Source organism: Cellulosimicrobium cellulans (assembly GCF_042723955.1).
GTDB lineage: Bacteria > Actinomycetota > Actinomycetes > Actinomycetales > Cellulomonadaceae > Cellulosimicrobium > Cellulosimicrobium cellulans_H.
This window is the reverse complement of sequence record NZ_JBHXIC010000024.1, coordinates 1-21,572: the sequence shown is the minus strand read 5'-3', so window position 1 is coordinate 21,572 and position 21,572 is coordinate 1. Positions and strand designations below refer to the sequence as shown.

General features: G+C 72.9%; 22 protein-coding genes. 13 read left to right on the top strand and 9 right to left on the bottom strand.

Features of this window, described 5'->3' with window-relative positions:
- Positions 1-7: 7 nt before the first annotated feature.
- The 6 genes from ACFWH7_RS08900 to ACFWH7_RS08875 all read right to left on the bottom strand — a co-directional run bounded on the left by ACFWH7_RS08900 (position 8) and on the right by ACFWH7_RS08875 (position 4,861).
- Positions 8-1,342 carry a sensor histidine kinase gene (locus ACFWH7_RS08900; protein WP_378216143.1) on the bottom strand — a complete coding sequence of 445 codons (1,335 nt, stop codon included), beginning with the start codon at positions 1,340-1,342 and terminating at the stop codon, positions 8-10.
- A 34-nt stretch (positions 1,343-1,376) separates the two neighbouring features.
- Positions 1,377-2,141 carry an ABC transporter permease gene (locus ACFWH7_RS08895; protein ID WP_378216142.1) on the bottom strand — a complete coding sequence of 255 codons (765 nt, stop codon included), beginning with the start codon at positions 2,139-2,141 and terminating at the stop codon, positions 1,377-1,379.
- The gene (locus tag ACFWH7_RS08890; protein ID WP_378216141.1) at positions 2,141-3,076 is read right to left on the bottom strand and encodes an ABC transporter ATP-binding protein; all 936 of its coding nucleotides are present in this window, start codon (positions 3,074-3,076) and stop codon (positions 2,141-2,143) included. Before ACFWH7_RS08890 ends, ACFWH7_RS08895 begins: the two co-directional genes overlap by 1 nt.
- Positions 3,077-3,192: 116 nt before the next feature.
- A complete protein-coding gene (locus tag ACFWH7_RS08885) occupies positions 3,193-4,251 on the bottom strand; it encodes an SURF1 family cytochrome oxidase biogenesis protein (protein ID WP_378216140.1) in 1,059 nt (352 codons plus the stop codon).
- Positions 4,248-4,496, bottom strand: a complete 249-nt coding sequence (locus ACFWH7_RS08880; RefSeq protein ID WP_378216139.1) for a hypothetical protein — start codon at positions 4,494-4,496, stop codon at positions 4,248-4,250. The genes ACFWH7_RS08885 and ACFWH7_RS08880 overlap by 4 nt, the downstream gene beginning before the upstream one ends.
- Positions 4,493-4,861 (bottom strand): DUF3099 domain-containing protein, encoded by a 369-nt coding sequence (locus ACFWH7_RS08875; protein WP_378216138.1) that lies wholly within the window; start codon positions 4,859-4,861, stop codon positions 4,493-4,495. The genes ACFWH7_RS08880 and ACFWH7_RS08875 overlap by 4 nt, the downstream gene beginning before the upstream one ends.
- Before the next feature lie 209 nt (positions 4,862-5,070).
- Here ACFWH7_RS08875 and fabG point away from each other — a divergent pair, with 209 nt between their 5' ends.
- From fabG to ACFWH7_RS08860, 3 genes are all read left to right on the top strand, one after another.
- A complete protein-coding gene (gene fabG, locus ACFWH7_RS08870; RefSeq protein ID WP_378216137.1) occupies positions 5,071-5,796 on the top strand; it encodes a 3-oxoacyl-ACP reductase FabG in 726 nt (241 codons plus the stop codon).
- Between the two features lie 130 nt (positions 5,797-5,926).
- The gene (gene fabI / locus ACFWH7_RS08865; RefSeq protein WP_378216136.1) at positions 5,927-6,694 is read left to right on the top strand and encodes an enoyl-ACP reductase FabI; all 768 of its coding nucleotides are present in this window, start codon (positions 5,927-5,929) and stop codon (positions 6,692-6,694) included.
- 14 nt (positions 6,695-6,708) lie between these two features.
- A complete protein-coding gene (locus ACFWH7_RS08860) occupies positions 6,709-7,245 on the top strand; it encodes a SixA phosphatase family protein (protein WP_378216135.1) in 537 nt (178 codons plus the stop codon).
- A 75-nt stretch (positions 7,246-7,320) separates the two neighbouring features.
- Here the strand turns inward: ACFWH7_RS08860 and ACFWH7_RS08855 are convergent, their stop codons facing one another.
- Both ACFWH7_RS08855 and glgC read right to left on the bottom strand, forming a co-directional pair.
- Positions 7,321-7,833 (bottom strand): HAD family hydrolase, encoded by a 513-nt coding sequence (locus ACFWH7_RS08855; RefSeq protein WP_378216134.1) that lies wholly within the window; start codon positions 7,831-7,833, stop codon positions 7,321-7,323.
- 333 nt (positions 7,834-8,166) lie between these two features.
- A complete protein-coding gene (glgC, locus tag ACFWH7_RS08850) occupies positions 8,167-9,408 on the bottom strand; it encodes a glucose-1-phosphate adenylyltransferase (RefSeq protein ID WP_141387891.1) in 1,242 nt (413 codons plus the stop codon).
- 173 nt (positions 9,409-9,581) lie between these two features.
- On the opposite strand from glgC, the gene glgA reads away from it, so the two are divergent.
- The 4 genes from glgA (at position 9,582) to ACFWH7_RS08830 (ending at position 12,935) form a co-directional block, all read left to right on the top strand.
- Positions 9,582-10,793, top strand: a complete 1,212-nt coding sequence (gene glgA, locus ACFWH7_RS08845; RefSeq protein ID WP_378216133.1) for a glycogen synthase — start codon at positions 9,582-9,584, stop codon at positions 10,791-10,793.
- On the top strand, positions 10,790-11,272 hold the full coding sequence (locus ACFWH7_RS08840; protein WP_378216132.1) for an SRPBCC domain-containing protein: 483 nt from the start codon (positions 10,790-10,792) through the stop codon (positions 11,270-11,272). Before glgA ends, ACFWH7_RS08840 begins: the two co-directional genes overlap by 4 nt.
- 143 nt (positions 11,273-11,415) lie before the next feature.
- The gene (locus tag ACFWH7_RS08835; RefSeq protein ID WP_378216131.1) at positions 11,416-12,033 is read left to right on the top strand and encodes a DUF6318 family protein; all 618 of its coding nucleotides are present in this window, start codon (positions 11,416-11,418) and stop codon (positions 12,031-12,033) included.
- The gene (locus tag ACFWH7_RS08830) at positions 12,030-12,935 is read left to right on the top strand and encodes a hypothetical protein (RefSeq protein WP_378216130.1); all 906 of its coding nucleotides are present in this window, start codon (positions 12,030-12,032) and stop codon (positions 12,933-12,935) included. The genes ACFWH7_RS08835 and ACFWH7_RS08830 overlap by 4 nt, the downstream gene beginning before the upstream one ends.
- 92 nt (positions 12,936-13,027) lie before the next feature.
- Here ACFWH7_RS08830 and ACFWH7_RS08825 read toward each other — a convergent pair whose 3' ends face one another.
- Positions 13,028-13,861 carry a hypothetical protein gene (locus ACFWH7_RS08825; protein WP_378216129.1) on the bottom strand — a complete coding sequence of 278 codons (834 nt, stop codon included), beginning with the start codon at positions 13,859-13,861 and terminating at the stop codon, positions 13,028-13,030.
- Positions 13,862-13,888: 27 nt separating this feature from the next.
- Here ACFWH7_RS08825 and ACFWH7_RS08820 point away from each other — a divergent pair, with 27 nt between their 5' ends.
- From ACFWH7_RS08820 to ACFWH7_RS08795, 6 genes are all read left to right on the top strand, one after another.
- Positions 13,889-14,677 carry an ABC transporter ATP-binding protein gene (locus tag ACFWH7_RS08820; RefSeq protein WP_378216128.1) on the top strand — a complete coding sequence of 263 codons (789 nt, stop codon included), beginning with the start codon at positions 13,889-13,891 and terminating at the stop codon, positions 14,675-14,677.
- A gap of 80 nt (positions 14,678-14,757) precedes the next feature.
- Positions 14,758-15,228, top strand: a complete 471-nt coding sequence (locus tag ACFWH7_RS08815) for an NfeD family protein (RefSeq protein ID WP_308463674.1) — start codon at positions 14,758-14,760, stop codon at positions 15,226-15,228.
- A gap of 65 nt (positions 15,229-15,293) precedes the next feature.
- Positions 15,294-16,622, top strand: coding sequence for an SPFH domain-containing protein (locus tag ACFWH7_RS08810; RefSeq protein WP_378216127.1), 1,329 nt, complete (start codon positions 15,294-15,296; stop codon positions 16,620-16,622).
- Positions 16,623-16,820: 198 nt separating this feature from the next.
- On the top strand, positions 16,821-17,600 hold the full coding sequence (locus tag ACFWH7_RS08805; protein WP_378216126.1) for a TetR/AcrR family transcriptional regulator: 780 nt from the start codon (positions 16,821-16,823) through the stop codon (positions 17,598-17,600).
- Between the two features lie 124 nt (positions 17,601-17,724).
- Positions 17,725-19,458: an ABC transporter ATP-binding protein gene (locus ACFWH7_RS08800; RefSeq protein WP_378216125.1), complete on the top strand. Its 1,734-nt coding sequence runs from the start codon at positions 17,725-17,727 to the stop codon at positions 19,456-19,458.
- Positions 19,455-21,524: an ABC transporter ATP-binding protein gene (locus ACFWH7_RS08795; protein WP_378216124.1), complete on the top strand. Its 2,070-nt coding sequence runs from the start codon at positions 19,455-19,457 to the stop codon at positions 21,522-21,524. The genes ACFWH7_RS08800 and ACFWH7_RS08795 overlap by 4 nt, the downstream gene beginning before the upstream one ends.
- The last annotated feature ends 48 nt before the right edge of the window (positions 21,525-21,572 follow it).

Genomic DNA, 21,572 nt, shown 5'->3' with positions numbered 1-21,572 from the left:
CGTCGGTCTACTCCCTGTCCGTCGTTCTCCCGGGGGCGATCGCCGGGACGCGGGCGCTCACGGAGGTTCCCTCACCGGGTGCGCTCTGCACCTCGAGGTGACCGCCGACCCCTCTGATCCGCTGGCGCATGCTCGTCAGGCCGAAGCCGGTGGCGACCCCTGCGACGAACCCGCGCCCATCATCCCGCACGTCCAGCAGCACCTCGGCGCCTGCGTACGACAGCGTGACCCCGACGCGCGAGGCCTCCGCGTGCTTCGCCACGTTGGTCAGCGACTCCTGGGCGACCCGGAAGAGCGAGACCTCGATCGCCGGGCTCAGCGGTTCCTCGGCGCCGGTGATCTCGACGCGAGCGCGGACGTCGTGGTCGTGCGACCAGCGCTCGGTCAGGGTGCGCAGCGCCTCGGGGAGGTGGGCGCGCCCGAGCTCCTGGGGTCCGAGCGCCTGCACGGATCGACGGGCCTCCGCCAGGCTGCTGCGCGCCAGCCCGAGCGCCCGCGCGACGTGCGCGTCGGTCTCGCCCGGTGCGGGCACGGAGCGTTCCGCGGCCTGGAGCTGCGTGATGATGCCCGCCAGGCCTTGCGCGAGGGTGTCGTGGATCTCGCGGGCCAGGCGCTGCCGCTCGTCCTGGGCGCCGGACTCCCTGGCCTGGACGACCAGCTGCGCGTGGAGCCCGGCGTTCTCGTGCAGCGCGGCCTCGAGCCGCTCGACCAGCTCCTCCCGCTTGCGTTCCGCCGACTCGTTGCGCGCCCCCAGCAGGATGCCCGCCCCGATCGCCGCCGTCTGCACCACGACGACGAGCGCGAGCTCGGCGAGCACCTGCGGGGTCGGGTCGGCCCACGCGTCCATCACGGAGCCGTTGAGGGCCACCGAGGTGGCGAGGACGCCGAGCACGCCCAGGGGCCACGGTGTGAGCAGGTACGCGTGGAAGAATCCCGCGACGGTGAAGACGAGGAAGATCTCGGAGTAGGTCATGAGGGTGACGCACAGCGCCAGCAGGCCGACGAAGTAGATGCCCGCCGGGACGGGCCGCAGCGTCCCCCTCCTCAGGGGCAGCGTGTGCCCGAACAGCACCCACAGCGCTGATACCGCGACCAGTCCGAGGACGGAGGCGCCCTCGGGCCAGAAGCGCTCACCGGACGCCGGGAGCACCCCCGCGAAGTAGACCGCGGTCGAGATCGCGAGGAGCAGCCACGGGGTGAACAGCTGCAGGACGTCCCAGACCCGGAGCTGCTCCTCCTTCCAGTCGCCCGTCGAGGCGCCGCCCGGCGCCTGCGCGCCATCGGCGACGGCGGGCCCGCGCGGCCCGGAGGTCGAGCGTTCGGCGGCCCCGGCGTCCTGCATCGTCGACTCCTGTTCCCGGTCCGGCTCCTGGTTGCTACTCCCAGCGGAAGAGCTTCGCGGCGACGGCGCCCGCGATCAGCGCGATGCCCGCCATTATGGCCATCTGCAGCCAGAACGGCTGCCCGCCGGCCGTGGCGGTCAGGGCGCCCGCGTCGGCGGACCACGCCGTGGTCAGGGCCTGCAACCCCGGCGGGACCACGTCGCCGACCGCGCGCAGCAGGTCGGGCATGAGGACGCGGGGCAGGAACGCACCGCCGAAGAACATCAGCGCGACGAACAGGAGGGTGCCGACCTGGTTCGCCGCACCGCTCGTGCGGACCACCGCCGCGGAGACCAGTCCGATCCCGAGCAGCGCCGCGTAGCCGACGACGAACGCGACGACGAACTCGAGGGGCCGCTCCGGCGGTGCGATACCCAGCACCGCCCACGCGGCGAGGACCAGGAGCACCGCGGACACCACCACGGAGGCGAACGCGACGATCACCTGCGCGAGCAGGACGCTCCGCGGAGGCGCCGGGGTGGTCGACAGCCTGCGCAGGATGCCGCGCTCCCGGTACGTCGCGATCACCGCCGGGACGTGCTGCACCGCGATCATCACCATCCCGAACACCAGCGCGGTCGGCGCCCAGACGTCGATGGGCCGGAGTCCGCCGGTCTCGGGCGTCGGTTCTCTGAGGGTCGGCACGGTGCCGAGGCCGAGCAGGAGCGCCGTCGGGAACAGCACGCCGAAGACGACGGTCGCGGAGTCCCGGAGGAAGAGCCTCGTCTCGACCCGGACCAGCTTCCGGAGCGCGGGCATCAGCCGGCCCTCCGCACGGAGGCGTCCGCGGAGCCTGAGGGCCGCCCCGTCAAGGCGACGAACGCGTCGTCGAGCGTGCGCTGGTCGACGCGGAGGTCCTCCGCCACGACGTGCGCCCGGGCGAGAGCCCCGGCGACGCTGCTCAGGAGCTGCCCGCGGCCCGTGACCCGCCAGCGGTCCGCGGTGTTCTCGACGTCGGTCACGTCGGGAAGCCCGATCAGGAGGCGCCTGTCCAGCGGCTGGCTCACGCGGAACCGGACCTGCTGCGCCGCGTTCGCCTGTGCGATCAGGCCCGCGGGCGTGTCCACCGCCGCGACCCTGCCGCCGTTGACGACGGCGATCCGGTCGCTGAGGCGCTCGGCCTCGTCCATGAAGTGCGTGACGAGGACGATCGTGACGCCGGTGTCCCGGACGCGCTCGACGAGGCTCCAGGTGTCGCGCCTCGCCTGCGGGTCCAGCCCCGTCGTGAGCTCGTCGAGGATCGCGACCTTCGGGCCACCGACCAGCGCGAGCGCGATGGACAAGCGCTGCTTCTGCCCGCCGGAGAGGGCCTTGTACCGGGTGTCGCGCTTCTCGGTGAGGTCGAGGAGCTCCATGAGCTCGCGCCAGTCGACGGGGTCCCGGTAGAACGAGCTGTAGAGGTCGAGAGCCTCGGCGACCGTGATCGCGTCGGGGAAGCTGCTCTCCTGCAGCTGCACGCCCAGCTGCTCCCGCACCTCGGCCCGGTCCGTGGCCGGGTCGAGACCCAGTACCGAGATCGTCCCGGAGTCGGGTGTCCGCAGGCCGGCGACGCACTCCACGGTCGTCGTCTTGCCGGCGCCGTTCGGCCCGATGATGCCGAAGATCTCGCCGTCCTCGACGGCCAGCGACACGTCGTCGACGGCGACGCGGTCCCCGTAGCGTTTGTGCAGGTTGCGGACTTCCAGAGCGGTCATGCTGCGACGCTACGGTCGCCGGCCACCGGGCCACATCGACCGTCACGGCTCTGCCGAGGTGGACGCGCGCCTCCACCGTTCGGTGGACCCGCGACCCTCGCGGCACGCGAACATGGCTACCGCAGCGGAGGGCGCTCGGGCCGCAGGTCGCGCTCGGAGCTCGTCTCGTCGGCCTGACCGGTTGGCGGCCCGGGGTGGGAGCCCAGCTGGGCGTCGATGAGGGCGTCCTCCTCGTCCTCGGCGCTCGGGCGGCGGGACCGCGGCTCGCGGCGCGCCCGGGCGGCGTCCGGGTCCTGGGCAGCGAGGAGGTCGCCTGCGGTGAGCGTGATCTCCTCACCGCGCGCGTCGCGCCGGTCGCGGCGGACCAGGAGCCAGAAGCCGGCGACCGCCCCGATCGCGAACACCGCCCACTGGAACGCGTACGACAGGTGCGACCCGGGGTCGGTGTCGGGCTTGGGGAGCGCCTCGAGCGTCTCGTCCGCCGGCGGCACCTCCGTGCGGAGCTGCCCGTAGGCGCCGACCGTCCGGCCCTCGGCCCACGCGGCGCCGTCCGGTCCGGCGGCGAGCACCTGGTCGGTCGCGATCGCCTGGACCTGGCCGTCGGGAGCGTCGCGGCCCGACGGCGGCTCGTCGCCCCGGAGCGTGACGGTCGCCTCGACCTCACCGTCCGGGGGCGGCGGGACGTCGCCCGGCGTGACGGCGTCGCTGCCGAGCGGGACGAACCCGCGGTCGACGACCACGACGAGGCCGTCGGGCGCGGAGGCCGTGGGATTCGTCACGAACGGGACGAGCACGTGGAAGCCGGGGCTGCCGCCCACGGGGCGGTTGCGCAGCAGGACGGTCGCGTCGGTCTCGTAGCGGCCGACGAGCGTCACGGGTCGCCAGAGGTCGACCTCGTCGAGGGTGGCGCCCGGGCCGCCGAGGACGTCGTCGACCGGGACGGGTTCCGACGCGTAGTTCGTCTCGATGCGCTCGATCTCGGCGTCGCGCGAGACGTACCGGTTCCACTGCCAGCGCCCCGCCACGAGGCACAGCGCGACGAGGACGAGGACCCCGACCGCGAGGGTGACCCACTGCCGCGGCGTGCGCGGCTGGTGCGCGTCCGCGGTGGCGCGCTCCGGCGTCGGGCCTGCGGGGGCGCCCGGCGCCGGGCTCGACGGCGCGGTCTGCGTCACGGGGCCGCCCGGCGCTCGAGCTCGTGGACGGGCACGGTCGAGCGCCAGAACGAGCGGGCGCCGAGGAACGTCTCGAGGTGCTCACGGTGCGCGTCGCACGCGAGCCAGACCTTGCGCCGCTCGGGCGTGTGGATCTTGGGGTTGTTCCACAGCAGGCCCCAGACGGCCGCCTCGCGGCAGCCCTTGGCGCTGCACACCAGATCCTCCTCGCCGACGGGGTCGGCGAGGCCCAGGACGTCGGTCACCGGTGGTCCTCCTCGTGGTCCTGCGGGTCGGGCGACTCTTCGCCGGCGATCCCGTGGGATCCCGGTACCCCGGCAGCAGGCAGCGCGCGGTGCTCCATCGGCGAGGTGTCGTAGTGGGCCTGGTCGCGGCCGGCGTTGGCGATGAGCACCGCGCTGTACGGCAGGACGATCGCCGCAGCGGCGAACACCCAGGTCAGCCAGCTCGGCGCGACCAGGATCGCGGCCACGAAGCACACGATGCGGATGCCCATCTGGATGAGGTACTTGCGCTCGCGGCGTGACTGGTCCGCGGCCAGCGGCTCCGGGGCTGACGTGATGCTCGGGACCGCCTCGGCCGACCTCCGGGCCGTGCGTCGTGTGCTCACGCCACCAGTCTACGTTTGTCGGGACCCCACAAAGTGTGGGGGAGCGGTGTGACCTCGGCGCACCGCGCACGGCGGGGCCCGCGCGCGGTACGGTCGGTGCGGCGCGTTCGCGCGGCTCCCTCCCGAGCCCGCACGGGCCCACCTGGCACCAGCCGTGCGGGACCCGTCCCCGGCCGCCGACCGACCCGACCGTCCCGAGGAGCCGCACCGTGTCCGAAGCCACCGCACCCGCCCCGCGCACCGTCGTCGTCACCGGCGCGAACCGGGGGATCGGCCGCGCGATCGCCGAGCGGTTCGTGGCGAACGGCGACCGCGTCGCGACCGTCTACCGCGGCGGCGACCTGCCCGAGGGCGTGTTCGGCGCCGTGGCGGACATCACGGACACCGCGGCCGTGGACGCCGCGTTCACCGAGATCGAGAACGAGCTCGGGCCGGTCGAGGTGCTCGTCGCGAACGCGGGCGTCACGCACGACCAGCTCCTGCTGCGCATGACCGACGAGGACTTCGAGTCCGTGATCGACGTCAACCTGACCGGCACGTTCCGCTGCGTGCGCCGCGTGAGCAAGGGCATGATCCGCCTGCGCCGCGGCCGCATCGTGCTCGTGTCGTCCGTGATCGGCCTCTACGGGGGCGCCGGGCAGGTCAACTACGCGTCCTCCAAGGCGGCGCTCGTCGGCATGGCGCGCTCGATCACGCGCGAGCTCGGGTCGCGCAACATCACGGCGAACGTCGTGGCGCCCGGCTTCATCGACACCGCGATGACGGCCGAGCTGCCCGAGGAGCGCCAGGCCGCGTACAAGGCCGCGATCCCCGCCGGGCGCTTCGCGCAGGCCGACGAGGTCGCCGGGGTCGTCCAGTTCCTCGCGTCCGACGACGCCGCGTACGTCTCCGGGGCCGTCATCCCCGTCGACGGCGGCCTCGGCATGGGCCACTGAGCGGACCCGCGACCCGGCCCGTGCGTGGGCCTCGTCACGGGCACGGTCACCGGCGCGCCCGCGCCCCCTCTCTTTCAGTACGCTCAGCCTCAGCGCGCCCGCACGGCGGGTGCACGACGGAAGGAAACCGATGGGTCTGCTCGACGGCAAGAAGCTCCTGATCACCGGAGTGCTCACCGACTCCTCGATCGCGTTCCACGCGGCGCGTCTCGCGCAGGAGGAGGGGGCCGAGGTCGTGCTCTCCTCGTTCGGCCGCCAGATGAAGCTCACGCAGGCCTTCGCCAAGCGCCTGCCCGTCGAGGCGCCCGTCGTGCAGCTCGACGTGACGGACGATGCTGACCTCGCCGGCCTGGCCGACGCGGTCCGCGAGCACACGGACCGCCTCGACGGCGTCGTGCACTCCATCGGCTTCGCGCCGCAGAGCGTCATGGGCGGCAACTTCCTCTCCGGCACCTGGGAGGACGTGGCCACCGCGCTCCAGGTCTCGACGTTCTCCTACAAGTCGCTCGCGGTCGCCGCCAAGCCGCTCATGACGAACGGTGGCGCCGTGGTGGGCCTCACGTTCGACGCGCAGTTCGCCTGGCCCGTCTACGACTGGATGGGCGTCGCGAAGGCCGGCCTCGAGTCCGCGAACCGCTACCTCGCGCGCGACCTCGGCCCGGACGGCATCCGTGCCAACCTCGTCTCGGCAGGCCCGATCCGCACGACGGCCGCCAAGTCGATCCCCGGCTTCGAGCAGATGGAGGACGGCTGGCCCAAGCGGGCACCCCTCGGCTGGGACCAGACGACGGCGGAGCCCGCCGCGCGCGCGGTCGTCGCGCTCCTCTCCGACTGGTTCCCGGCGACGACCGGTGAGATCGTGCACGTCGACGGCGGCGTGCACGCCATGGGGCAGTGACTCAGGAGGAGAGCATGGGCGCGGAGACCACCGACGGCGGCGTGCGCCGCCTCGTCCTCCTGCGCCACGCGAAGGCGGAGCCGGGCGGCGGGAGCATCGACGACGTCCTGCGACCCCTCGCCCTCAACGGGCGCCGGCAGGCGGTCCGCGTCGGCGGCGCGCTGCGCGAGACGGGGCTCGTCCCCGAGCGCGTGCTGTGCTCGTCGGCGCTCCGCACGCGCCAGACGTGGGAGCTCCTGTCCGCGCACCTGGGCGACGTGGACCCCGACGTCGTAGTGAGCGACGACCTCTACGCGGCCGACATGACCGACGTGCTGGACCTCGTCCGGTCGACGGACTCGCGTGTCCGCACGCTGCTCGTCGTCGGGCACGAGCCCACCATGGCCGCGACGGCGTCGCACCTGGCCGACCCGTCGTCCGACGGCGGGGCGCTCGCCCAGGTGCGTGTCGGCGTGCCGACCGCGACGTACTCCGTCCTGGAGTCGGCGACGGCCTGGGACTCCTGGGTGCCTCGTGGCGCCCTGCTCACCTACGTGGGTCGCCCGTCCTGACGGTCGCGTCCCACTCGTGACGCGAGGGAGCCCTGGCCCGCACGGACCAGGGCTCCCTCGCGTGGTGGTCGGGACTCAGCGGGCGGCGTCCACCTGGTCGACGACGTCGAGGACGGCGTCGATGCGCGGGCCGTCGACGCCGTAGGGCGCCTGGGCGCGGACGACCGGCTTCGCGGCGAACGCGACGCCGATGCCCGCGGCGCCGATCATGTCGAGGTCGTTCGCGCCGTCGCCCACGGCGATCGTCGCGCTCATCGGCAGTCCGAGCTCGGCCGCGAACTCGCGCAGCGCGACCTCCTTGGCGGCACGGTCGACCACCGGCCCGGTGGTGCGACCGGTGAGACGCCCGTCCGCGACCTCGAGGCGGTTCGCGCGGAAGCGCGTGATCCCCAGCTCGGCCGCGAGGTCGGCGACGATCTCCTCGAAGCCGCCCGAGACGAGACCGACCTCCCACCCGCGGCGGCGGGGGGGGGGGGGGGGCGCGGCGGCCCCCGCCGGGGGGGTCCCGCGCGGCCGCGGCGGGCGGGGGGCCGCGGCCTCCCGCGCCCCCCCCCCCCCACACCCCCCCGCGCCCCCGCCCCCCCCCATCCCCACCCCCCGCCCCCCCCGCGAGGGTCGCGACGCGCTCGCGCAGCGAGGCGCCGAAGTCGATCTCGCCGCGCATCGCGCGCTCGGTCACCTCGGTGACCTCGGCGCGCGTGCCCGCGTGGTCGGCGAGGAGCTCGATGACCTCCTGCTCGATGAGCGTCGAGTCGACGTCCATGACGAGGAGCCGGACGGGGCCGCTCGTGGGGTCGGGGGTCACGCGGGGGCTCCTCGCGGTGTCGGTCTCGTCGGCGCCCGGGCCGGGCACCTCGGCGGGTGCGTCGACGGGCAGCGCGGTGCGGACGGCGTCGGGCGCGACGCCGGCAGGGGCGGGCGTCACTCGACGACCGTCCCCTTGGGGACGACCGTGATGCCGGACTCGGTGACCGTGAACCCGCGGGCGCGGTCCTGCTCGGGGTCGAGGCCGATGCGTGCCTGCTCGCCCACGACGACGTTCTTGTCGATGATCGCGCGGTGGACCTGCGCGTGGCGGTGCACCTGCACCCCGTCCATGAGCACGGAGTCCGACACCGACGACCACGAGTGCAGGTAGGTGCCGGGCGAGAGCACCGAGCCGACCGCCGTCGCGCCCGAGATGATCACGCCGGGGGAGACGAGGGAGTCCGCGGCGTGCCCGAGGCGGCCGCGGCCCGCGTGCACGAACTTCGCGGGAGGCAGCCCCGTGTAGCCCGTGTGGAGCGGCCACTCCTCGTTGTAGAGGTTGAAGACCGGGGTGACCGCGATGAGGTCCTTGTTCGCGTCGTAGTACGAGTCGATCGTCCCCACGTCGCGCCAGTAGTCGCGGTCGCGGTCCGTCGAGCCCGGGACGTCGTTGCGGATGAAGTCGTAGACCGCCGCCGTGCCCTTCTCGACGAACGCGGGCACGATGTCGCCGCCCATGTCGTGGCGCGAGTCCGCGTTCGCGGCGTCGGACGTCACGGCATCGACGAGCGCGTCGGTGTCGATGACGTAGTTGCCCATCGACGCGAGCACCTCGTCGGGCGAGTCCGCGAGGCCGACCGGGTCCTTGGGCTTCTCGCGGAACGCCGCGATCTTCGTGGGGTCCTTCGGGTCGGTCTCGATGACGCCGAACTGGTCCGCCATGGAGATCGGCTGGCGAATGCCCGCGACGGTGAGCTGCGCGCCCGACTCGACGTGCGCGTCGACCATCTGGGAGAAGTCCATGCGGTACACGTGGTCGGCGCCGACCACGACGACGATGTCCGGCCGCTCGTCGTCGATGATGTTGAGGCACTGGTAGATCGCGTCCGCGCTGCCGAGGTACCAGTGCTTGCCGACGCGCTGCTGCGCGGGGACCGGCGCCACGTAGTTGCCCAGGAGCGACGACATGCGCCACGTCTTGGTGATGTGCCGGTCGAGGCTGTGGGACTTGTACTGCGTGAGCACGATGATGTGCAGGTAGTGCGAGTTCACGAGGTTGGAGAGCGCGAAGTCCACCAGTCGGTAGATGCCTCCGAACGGCACCGCGGGCTTGGCCCGCGAGGCGGTCAGCGGCATGAGGCGCTTGCCCTCGCCCCCGGCGAGGACGATGGCGAGGACTCGTGGTGCGGCGGCCATGCCCAGACCGTAGCCCCTCGGGGCGGCACCACGCAGCAGGGAGCCGCATCCTGGGCGCGGCGCGTCCGCGCGCTCGCTCGCGGCGTCGGCGCGCCCTCTCACGCGTGCCGCGAGACAGGCCCGCCGGCGGTCATCGCGGGACCGCGGCGGGCGACTCGGCTACGGTGTGGCGCGTGAGAGTGGACCTGCTGACCCGTGAGTACCCGCCGCACGTCTACGGCGGCGCCGGCGTGCACGTCGCCGAGCTGTCCGCGGTCCTGCGCCGCCACGTCGACGTGCGCGTGCGCTGCTTCGACGGCCCGCGCGGCGAGGACGGCGTGACGGGTTACTCGGTGCCGGGCGTCCTGTCCGAGGCCAACGCGGCGCTCGGCACGTTCGGCGTCGACCTCCAGATGGCCGACGACGTCGCGGGCGCCGACCTCGTCCACTCCCACACCTGGTACGCGAACCTCGGCGGCCACCTGGCCGGGCTGCTGCACGGCGTCCCGCACGTGCTGTCCGCGCACTCGCTCGAGCCGCTGCGCCCGTGGAAGGCCGAGCAGCTCGGTGGCGGCTACGCGCTGTCGTCCTGGGCGGAGCGCACCGCGTACGAGGGCGCGGCCGGGATCGTCGCGGTGTCCGGCGGGATGCGCGACGACATCCTGCGGGTGTACCCGCAGGTCGACCCGGCGAAGGTCCACGTGGTGCACAACGGCATCGACCTCGACGGCTGGCGGCGCCCCGAGCCGGGGACGCAGACCGACGTCGCGGCGCGGGTCGTGCGTGACCTCGGCATCGACCCCGACCGCCCCGCCGTCGTGTTCGTCGGTCGGATCACGCGGCAGAAGGGTCTGCCCTACCTGCTGCGCGCCGCGCGCTCGCTGCCCGACGACGTCCAGCTCGTGCTGTGCGCGGGCGCACCCGACACGCCCGAGATCGCCGCCGAGGTGAGCGGCGCCGTCGCGGAGCTCCAGAAGGAGCGCAGCGGCGTCGTCTGGATCGAGCAGATGCTCCCGCGCGCCGAGCTCGTCGCGGTGCTCGCCGCGTCCACCGTGTTCGTCTGCCCGTCCGTGTACGAGCCGCTCGGCATCGTCAACCTCGAGGCCATGGCCGTCGGCCTGCCCGTCGTCGGGACCGCGACCGGCGGCATCCCCGAGGTCGTGGACGACGGCGTCACCGGCCTCCTCGTGCCCATCGACCAGGCGGACGACGGCACGGGCACCCCGCTCGACCCCGACCGGTTCGTCGCGGACCTCGCGGCCGCGCTCACGCAGGTCGTGCGCGACCCCGAGCGCGCCGCCGAGATGGGCCGCGCCGCACGGCAGCGCGTCGAGGACCACTTCGCGTGGGACGCGATCGGGGAGCGCACGCTCGAGATCTACCGGACGGTGCTGGGGCAGTCGTGACCGCCGCGGGGTCCGGCCGGGTCGACGAGGCGTCGCGCCTCGTCGGCGCCGCGCCCCGCGACGTTTACCGAGCCCTCGTCGACCGTGACGCGCTCGTCGCGTGGCTCCCTCCCGAGGGTATGACCGGCCGCTTCGAGCGGTTCGATCTGCGCCCCGGCGGTAGCTACCGCATGGTTCTCGCCTACGCCGACCCGGACGCCGACCCCGGCAAGACCGGCGAGGGGACCGACGTCGTGGACGTCGCGATCGTCGACCTCGTGCCCGGCCGGAAGGTCGTGCAGGAGGTCGACTTCCCGTCCGACGACCCGGCCTTCGCCGGCACCATGACGATGACCTGGACCGTCGAGCCGGCCGGAGACGGAGCGCGCGTCACCGTCCGTGCCACGGGCGTGCCGTCCGGCATCTCGCCGGAGGACCACGCCGCGGGCCTGGCGTCGTCGCTCGCGCACCTCGACACGTACGTGACGTCGCGCTCCTGAGTCGCCGCGGGGCACCCGGCGGGTTGTCCACAGATCGGGACACGTGGTTCCGCCGTCGGCGCCGCTTCGCTAGGTTGCTCAGCAGCCCGCGCGCCTCATGGGAGTGGCGTGCGGGGTGTTCGCATCGATCTGCAGGGGGTCTCGTGCGCCGTTCTCGTGTGCTGTCCCGTGCCCGACGGCGGTCTTTCGCCGTCGGTGCCGTCGTCGCCGTGGGATGGGTGGTCGCTGGGTGTACCGGAGGCGGCGATCCCGGCCCGTCGCGGTCGGTCGAGGAGCCGGTCGTGCCGTCGCCGTCGGAGACGCCCGAGCCCACGCCGACAGAGACCGGCCCGGTGAAGCCCGAGCGGCCAGCGGCCATGGATCGCGACGACGGTGAGGGCGCGGCGGCCGCAGCGGAGTATTTTTTCGAGCTTCTCCCCTACGTCGTTGCTACTGGTGACACCGCTGAGTGGGACGCCATGACCTGGGCAGACAGTTGTGAGTTCTGTGTGAGCATACGTACTAAGGCGGTTGATGGGTTGCAGAGCGGCGACACCTCTAGTGGTGCAGAAGTGGTGCTCTCCAACCCAGATGTTGGCGAGTTCGACGACTTCGGTGGCGGATTCCCTGTGTTGTTCGACTTCGAGCAGTCCCCTTACACAAGGGTTGCCAGCGATGGCTCGGTCGTTGCCGAGGACAACGGCGGTTCAGGGCGAATTCAGGTCGACATGCACCATGGCGATACGGGCTGGGTCGTCCTAGGAGTGAGTGCAGCATCGTGAATGGGCATCAGCCGTCGCATGCCTTGCCGGTCTTCGTGCTTGCGATGATCCTCGCCGTGACCTCGGTAACCGTGACGTGGGCTGACGAGGGCTCCTTGGTCGAGACGTCACTCGAGGATGACAAAGCACTGGTGCATGCGAATGTGCCGCAAGGTGGCGCCGAGTATGTGCCGGCTTCGGCGGGTGGCGCTCCGGCGTCGGAGGCGTTTCGGCGGGGGCCGGCGTTCCGGTGCTTCGACGGGGACACCGCCACGACGTATCCCGGGCTGGTGCAGGTGTGCCCCGGCGGGCAGACACCGGTCGACCACACCCAGGAGTGCACGGCGGACGAGTTCGCGATGGACCCGTTGTTCCGTCAGACGTGGACCAACGGCCCCGACGGGTCACGCACCGCGGTCTCGGGCTGGGAGTTCGTCGATGACGGCGCCTGCATCGGGGCCGCGGACCTCGCCGCCCACGCCGAGGCCGCGTTCCGCACCCTGACGATCGCGCCGTCGTCGATCGTCGTGCAGCCCCCCGACGGGTGGACCCTGGTCAACGTTCCAACCATCACCTACACCCAGCCCACCGAGCAGACCCTGGACACGACCCTTCTCGGCATCTCGGTGCAGATCCGCGCCACCCCGCGGTCCTACACATGGGACTACGGCGACGGCACCGCCCCGCTCACCACGACCGACCCCGGTGCGGCCTACCCCCACCACACCGTCGCGCACACCTACGACCAGCCCGCCGACCAGGTCCAGATCGCGCTCACCACGACCTGGTCCGGGCAGTTCCGCATCACGGGCACTCCCACCTGGACCGACGTCACCGGCACCGCCACCACCACCAGCACCGCCGACCCCCTGCGCGTCTACGAGGCCCGATCCCGCCTCGTCACCGACAACCTGCCCGGCTGACACCCGCGCACACCTCGCGAGCTCGACCCCAGCGTTTGAGATCGACCCTCAGAAGGTCGAACTCACGAGGCGCGGGTCGATCTCGCGGAACTTCAGGAGGCGATCCAGAGGGTGGCGGCGCCGACGGCGTGGCGGGAGGCTCTGTCGACCTCGCGCAGGGCGGTGGAGCGCTGGTCGGCCTGCCAGAGGTTGACGGAACCGCCGTCGTCGGCGGTGGCGAGGTCGACGATGGCGCGCAGGCGCACCGCCTGGGTCAGCACCTGGACTGCGCGCGGTGGCACGGTCGCGGGGAGCTGCCAGGTCGGGGCGCCGCCCGCGCGCAGGTTGGCGATGGCACCGGCGGCGTCGTCGCGCCAGCGCGCGACGTCGAGCTCGTCGAGGGCACGGGTTGCGAGGAGCAGGGCGGTGCGCAGGTCGCGTTCGGCCTCGGCGAGCGTGCCGAGGGCGCCGAGGACACGCGTGCTCCACGGACCGACGGAGGTCACGTGCCAGGTGACGAGGTGACCGGGCTCGAGGTCGCTGCCGAACTCGGTGACCTCGGGCACGAGCGCCCACGACCCGGAGGACGTGGTGACGACGACGCACTCGCCGGCGTCGGTCGCGCGTGCCGCGGCCTCCGGCGGGACGCCGCTGACGTCACCGGGGACCGGGGCGAGTGCCACGACCTCGCGCGCGTCGCCAGCCCAGGCGCCGGCCAGGTCCTGCAGGCGGAGGTCGCCCAGCGCCCCGGACACGACGTGCGGCTCGTCGTCGCGCTGCACCGCGCGGAGCAGGCGGGCCAGACCGTCGTCGTCGCCGAGGCGCACCGCGCGCAGCCAGAGCGCGAGGAGCGCGCTGCGGGGGAGGGCACCCGCGGTGGAGGCGGAGCCGGGTCCGGAACCGGGACCGGAGGCGTCGTGCGGACCCTCGGACGAGTGTGAGACCACGTCGGCCAACCTATAGGGTCGGTGACCATGAGCGCGGTTCTCGACCTGAAGGGCGTCACCGTCCGACGCCACCCCAAGACCATCCTCGACGCGGTGGACTGGCAGGTGAACGAGGGCGAGCGGTGGGTCGTGCTCGGCCGCAACGGCGCCGGGAAGACGACGCTCCTGCAGATCGCGTCCGCGCGCATGCATCCCACGGCCGGCACGGCGGACGTCCTCGGCGAGCGCCTGGGCCGCGTCGACGTGTTCGAGCTCCGCCCGCGCGTCGGGCTCGCGTCCGCGGCGCTGGCCGACCGCATCCCGGGCGACGAGACCGTGCGTGACGTCGTGCTCACGGCCGCGTACGGCGTCACGGGGCGCTGGCGCGAGGAGTACGAGGAGTTCGACGCCGAGCGCGCGAGCGACCTGCTGGCCGCGTTCGGCGTGGACCACCTGGCGGACCGTACGTTCGGGACCCTGTCGGAGGGTGAGCGCAAGCGCACCCAGATCGCGCGGTCGCTCATGACCGACCCGGAGCTGCTGCTCCTCGACGAGCCGGCGGCAGGCCTGGACCTCGGTGGGCGCGAGGAGCTCGTTGGTGCGCTCGCCGAGCTCGCGGGCGACCCGGCCTCACCGGTTCTCGTGCTCGTCACGCACCACGTCGAGGAGATCCCGCCGGGGTTCACGCACCTGCTGCTGCTCAAGGACGGCGCGGTGCACAGCGCCGGACCGATCGCCGAGGTGCTCACGGCGGAGAACCTCAGCGACGCGTTCGGCGTGCCGCTCCTCGTCGCGCACGGTGGCGGACGCTGGATGGCGCGCGCCGCACGCGTGTGACGCACGCGGTCCTCGAACTGGTACGCCCGGGGGCGTGCACCGCGGGCGGAAATTCGGTAAAGTACACGTAAAGCGCGCACGTGGGAACGGGGGTCGAGATGGACTGGCTGTGGTGGGTCGGAGCGGCGCTGCTCCTCGGGCTCGTGGAGATCATCTCGCTCGACCTCGTGCTCATCATGCTGGCCGGCGGCTCGCTCGCCGCGGCGGGCGTGAACGCGGCCGGTGGGCCGCTCTGGCTCCAGATCGTCACGTTCGCGGTCGTGAGCGTCATCCTGCTGCTCACGCTGCGGCCGTGGCTGCTCCGGCACCTGCGCTCGCGGGTCCCGCTCACCGAGACGAACGTCGCGGCCCACGTGGGCCGGACGGCGCTCGCCGTCGACCGCGTGAGCGAGTTCGGGGGCCGTGTGAAGCTCGTCGGCGAGGTCTGGACCGCGCGGACCGAGCCCGACGCCCCCCAGATCCCCGTGGGGACGGAGGTGCGCGTCGTGCGGATCGACGGCGCGACGGCCGTCGTCGCGCCGCTGCCCGCGCAGCACCCGACCGGGTCGTGACCGACCGGCACGACCCGCACCGCGCCGCCGGGCGACCGGTCGCGCCGACGACCAGGAGGTAGTCGATGAACGACCCCAGTCCCGGAACGATCCTCGCGTACATCGTCCTCGCGCTGATCCTGATCTTCGTGATCGTCGCGCTCGTCAAGGCGGTGCGCATCGTGCCGCAGGCGGTCGCGATCATCGTCGAGCGCCTGGGCCGGTACTCGCGCACGCTCGAGCCGGGCCTGCACCTGCTGGTGCCGTTCATCGACCGTGTGCGCGCCTCGGTCGACCTGCGCGAGCAGGTCGTGTCGTTCCCGCCGCAGCCCGTGATCACGTCGGACAACCTCGTGGTCAGCATCGACACGGTGATCTACTTCCAGGTCACGGAGCCCAAGTCGGCGGTCTACGAGATCGCGAACTACATCACGGCGATCGAGCAGCTCACCGTCACGACCCTGCGCAACGTCATCGGCTCGATGGACCTCGAGCAGACTCTCACGAGCCGTGACCAGATCAACGGCCAGCTCCGCGGCGTGCTCGACGAGGCGACCGGCCGCTGGGGAATCCGCGTCAACCGCGTCGAGCTCAAGTCGATCGACCCGCCGCCCAGCGTGCAGGGCTCGATGGAGCAGCAGATGCGCGCCGAGCGTGACCGCCGCGCCGCCATCCTCACCGCGGAGGGCGTCAAGCAGTCGCAGATCCTCACGGCCGAGGGTGAGAAGCAGGCGGCGATCCTCCGCGCCGAGGGTGACGCGCAGTCGAAGATCCTCACCGCGGAGGGCGAGGCGCGCGCGATCCTCCAGGTGTTCGACGCCATCCACGAGGGCGACGCCGACCCCAAGCTGCTCGCGTACCAGTACCTGCAGATGCTCCCGCAGATCGCGAACGGCAGCGCCAGCAAGCTGTGGGTCGTGCCGACGGAGTTCACCGCCGCGCTCGGGTCCATCGCCAAGGGCTTCGGCGGCGTGCCGGGGATCGACGGCGGGGGAGTGCCAGGCGCGACGCCGGCCCAGGACGCGGAGGCGGCCGAGGCGAGTGCCGAGGCGCGCCGCGAGCGCGAGCGCGACCGCGTGAAGTTCGGCGTGCCGTCGCTCACCGACCCGTCGGAGGCGCTGGCCGAGGCACGTCGGCAGGCCGAGGCGGCCACGGCGGACGCCACGAGCGCGGGGACGCGCTCCGGTCTGCCGTTCGACCCGCAGACCGAGCGCGGTCAGCATCCGGGCGGCTCCGGCGAGCACCGTGCCGGACCGCCGGAGCCGGGAGCCCCCGCACCGCGCCCGCTGGGTGGCCCCTCGCAGTACGCGCCGCCGCCACCGCAGCCGATCGTGGAGGACGCGCCGACGACGGACGAGCCGCCGACCGACGAGCCGCCGGCAGGTGGGCCGCCGTCGTTCCCGCCGCACCGCTGAGGCGGACCGCGCTCCCCAGAACCGGAGCGCGGTCGGCCCACAGCGCCGACCACGGAGCCCCTGTACCCGGCCGGGTGCGGGGGCTTCGTCGCGCGACCGCCGTCTGGGCCCGCCGAGCGGACGCCGGTCGCCGCCGTCGGGGTTCGCCCTGAGCGGACGAGCTTGAGAGTGAGTGCTCACTCAGTTAGCGTCGGCGACGTGACACCCGTCGCCGTCCCCCACGACACGCCCCCGGACGCACCCGCCCCCGAGCGCACGCGCGCCCGCCCGCTCTCGCGCGAGGAGCGTCGCGACGCGATCGCCGCCGCGACGATCCCGCTGCTCGTCGAGCACGGTGCCGCCGTGACGACGCGCCAGATCGCCGACGCCGCGGGCGTCGCGGAAGGCACGTTGTTCCGCGCGTTCGCGGACAAGGACGAGATCCTGCACGCCGCCGTCGTGCGCTCGCTCGACCCGGCGCCCGCGGTCGCGGCGATCGGCCTGCTCCCGGACGACGACGGTCTGCGGCCGCTCGTGGTGAGCATCGTCGAGTTCCTGCTCGAGGCGCAGCGCGTGGGGATGCGGATCTTCGCAGCGGCGCACCAGGTGCTCGACCCACACCGCCATTCCGCCGAGCGCAGCGGGGGCCAGCACGGCGACGCAGGGCCGGACCACGCCACCGGCGACCGCGCGACCGCAGACCGCGCGGAGGCCGTGCGCCGGATGCGGGCCGGGGGCGGCCCGGACGCCCGTCGGGCGGGCTTCGACGCGCGCGAACGCTCCGCGCGGGAGATCGTCGGCGCGATCGAGCGCAAGCTCTCCGCCCACCGCGCCGAGCTGCGTGTGGAGCCCGGGCTCGCGGCGCGCGCCGTCTTCTCCCTCGTCTTCGGAAACGCCTTGCCGCACCTCTCGGGCGGTGACAGGCTCGACGCCGTGCAGCTCGCCGACCTGATCCTGGGCGGCATCGGAGCGGACGTCACGACCGACCCCTCGCCCTGACGGGCCGGCGACGACTCTAGCGGCAGCCCTCGCCCGGCCCCGCCCGCCACATCGAGCCCCCGGCGTGCCCGGGAGCCCCCCGCCCGACGGCCCGTCCCGTAGCCCCCACCCGGACAGGAACCCCATGCTCGTCAGCCTCTTGCGGACGCGGTTGCGTCCCTACCTGACACCGATCCTCCTCCTCCTCGGCCTCCAGCTCCTCGCGACGCTCGCGTCGCTGTACCTGCCGAGCCTCAACGCCGACATCATCGACCAGGGCGTCACGCAGGGCGACACCGCCTACATCATGCGCACCGGCGGGCTCATGCTCCTCGTGAGCCTCGGGCAGGTCGTGTGCGCGGTCGCGGCCGTCTACTTCGGCGCGCGGGTCGCGATGTCGTTCGGCCGCGACGTGCGCGCCGGGCTGTTCACCAACGTGCAGCGCTTCTCCGCCCAGGAGATGGGCCAGTTCGGTGCGCCGTCCCTCATCACGCGCACCACGAACGACGTGCAGCAGGTGCAGATGCTCGTGCTGCTGTCCCTGACCATCATGGTCATGGCGCCGATCATGCTGGTCGGCGGCGTGGTGATGGCGCTCCAGGAGAACGTCGAGCTCTCCGCCCTCCTGCTCGTCATCGTGCCCGTGCTCGGCGTGAGCGTCGGGCTCATCATCTGGCGGATGGTGCCGTACTTCCGGCAGATGCAGAAGAAGATCGACGGCATCAACGCCGTCCTGCGCGAGCAGATCACGGGCATCCGCGTGATCCGGGCGTTCGTGCGCGAGCGTCGCGAGGCCGAGCGGTTCGACGTCGCGAACGACGCGCTGTTCGACGTCTCGCTCAAGGCGGGCAAGCTCATGGCGCTCATGTTCCCGACCGTCATGCTCGTCATGAACGCGTCGAGCGTCGCGGTGCTGTGGTTCGGCGGTCGTCAGATCGACGCAGGCGACATGGAGGTCGGTGCGCTCACCGCGTTCCTGTCCTACCTCATGTACATCCTCATGGCCGTGATGATGTCGACGATGATGTTCATGATGGTGCCGCGCGCGGCGGTCTCCGCCGAGCGCATCACGGACGTCCTGCGCACGACCGCCACGGTCGTCGAACCCGAGCGGCCGGTGACCCTCACCTCGCGCACCGGGCGCGTCGAGCTCGACGGCGTGGAGTTCCGCTATCCGGGCGCCGAGGACCCGGTGCTCCACGACGTGTCGTTCGTGGCCGAGCCCGGGCAGACGACGGCGATCATCGGCTCGACCGGCTCCGGCAAGACGACGCTGCTCAACCTCGTGCCGCGGCTGTTCGACGTCACGGGCGGCTCCGTGCGGACCGACGGGACCGACGTGCGCGACCTCACGGGCGCGGACCTCGGCTCGCTCCTGGGCCTCGTGCCCCAGAAGGCCTACCTGTTCTCGGGGACCGTCGCGGACAACCTCCGCTACGGGCGGCCCGACGCGACCGAGGAGCAGATGTGGGAGGCGCTCGACGTCGCCCAGGCCCGCGACTTCGTCGAGGCGCTGGACGGCGGGCTCGACGCGCCCGTCGCGCAGGGCGGGACGAACTTCTCCGGCGGCCAGCGCCAGCGGCTCGCCATCGCCCGCGCGATCGTGCGCGACCCCGCGGTCTACCTGTTCGACGACTCGTTCTCCGCGCTCGACTACGCGACCGACGCGCGCCTGCGCGCGGCCCTCGCGCCCCGCACCCGGCACTCCACCGTGATCGTCGTCGCGCAGCGCGTCGCGACGATCCGCGGCGCCGACCAGATCCTCGTGCTCGACCACGGCCGCATCGTCGGCCGCGGCACGCACGCCGAGCTCCTCGAGTCCAACGAGACCTACCAGGAGATCGTCTACTCCCAGCTCTCGATCGAGGAGGCAGCATGAGCGGCGAGCAGGACGCCTCGCGCACGCCCGCGAAGGGCGGCGACGTCGCCCGGACCCGGCTCGCCGGACGTCCCCGCGGTGGCGGCGGGCACGGCCCTATGGGCGGCATGGGCGTGCCGGGCGAGAAGGCGCTCGACTTCAAGGGCTCGCTGCGCCGGTTCGCCGCGTCGCTGCAGCCCGAGCGCGTGCCGATCGTCGCCGTCGTGATCCTCGGGGTCGTGTCCGTGGCGCTCGCCGTGGCCGGTCCCAAGCTCCTCGGCAACGCGACGAACATCATCTTCGCGGGCGTCGTCGGGTCCCAGCTCCCGGCGGGCGTGACGCAGTCCCAGGCCGTCGACGCGCTGCGCGCCCAGGGGCAGGACCAGATCGCGGACCTCGTCTCGGGCGTCCCCGGCCTCGTCCCCGGCGAGGGCATCGACTTCACGGCGCTCGCGACCGTGCTCGCGTGGGTGCTCGCGGTCTACGTCGGCTCGTTCCTGTTCGGGTGGCTCCAGGGACGCATCACGGCGATCGTCGTGCAGCGCACGGTCTACCGGCTCCGCGGCGAGGTGCAGACCAAGCTCGGACGCCTGCCGCTGTCGTACTTCGACCGCAACCCGCGCGGCGAGATCCTCTCGCGCGTGACGAACGACATCGACAACATCTCCCAGACGCTCACGCAGACGCTCTCGCAGCTCGTGACGTCGGTCCTCACCGTCTTCGGTGTGCTCGGCGTGATGTTCTGGATCTCGCCCCTGCTCGCGGTGGTCGCGCTCGTGACGGTGCCGCTGTCCGTGATCATCACGGCGCAGATCGCCAAACGCTCGCAGCCGCAGTTCATCCAGCAGTGGGCGGCCACGGGGCGCCTCAACGCCCACATCGAGGAGATGTACACCGGGCACACGCTGGTCAAGGTCTACGGCCACCAGCAGGCCGCGATCGACGACTTCGAGCGCGAGAACGGCGACCTGTACGACGCGAGCTTCAAGGCACAGTTCATCTCCGGCACCATCCAGCCGGCGATGGGGTTCATCGCGAACCTCAACTACGTGATCGTCGCGGTCGTCGGCGGGCTGCGCGTCGCGTCGGGCACCATGACGCTCGGCGACGTGCAGGCGTTCATCCAGTACTCGCGCCAGTTCACGCAGCCCATCACGCAGATCGCGTCGATGATGAACCTGCTCCAGTCGGGCGTCGCGTCGGCCGAGCGCGTCTACGACCTGCTCGACGCCGAGGAGCAGACGCCGGACCCGTCGCCCGCGAAGAAGGTCGACCCGGTGCGCGGCCGCGTCGCGTTCGACGACGTGTCGTTCTCCTACAGCCCCGACACGCCGCTCATCGAGCACCTCGACCTGGTCGTCGAGCCCGGCCAGACGATCGCGATCGTCGGGCCGACGGGCGCGGGCAAGACCACGCTCGTCAACCTGCTCATGCGGTTCTACGACGTCGACTCGGGTCGGATCACGCTCGACGGCGTGGACACGCGCGACATGACGCGCGACGACCTGCGCTCCGACATCGGGATGGTGCTCCAGGACACGTGGCTCTTCAAGGGCACGATCGAGGAGAACCTGCGCTACGGCGTGCGCGACGGGCGCGACGTGGGCGAGGAGGAGTTCCTCGCCGCGACGCGCGCGACGCACGTCGACCCGTTCGTGCGCACGCTGCCCGACGGGTACGCGACGGTGATCGACGACGAGGGCTCGAGCGTGAGCGCGGGGGAGAAGCAGCTCCTCACGATCGCGCGCGCGTTCCTCGCCGACCCGGCGATCCTCGTGCTCGACGAGGCGACGAGCTCGGTCGACACACGCACCGAGGTGCTGGTCCAGCAGGCGATGAACGCGCTGCGCGAGGGGCGCACGTCGTTCGTCATCGCGCACCGCCTGTCGACGATCCGCGACGCGGACACGATCCTCGTCATGGAGCAGGGGTCGATCGTCGAGCAGGGCTCGCACGACGAGCTGCTCGCGGCAGGCGGCGCGTACGCGCGGCTGTACGAGAGCCAGTTCGCGGCGCCCGTCGGCGCCGAGGCGCAGGACGACGCGGTGGACGCGGCTGCCCCCGCCGGGCGGCCGGCAGGCGCCTGACGGGCCGCAGGCACGGCACGGCCCCCGTCGGTCCACCTGAGGGTGGAC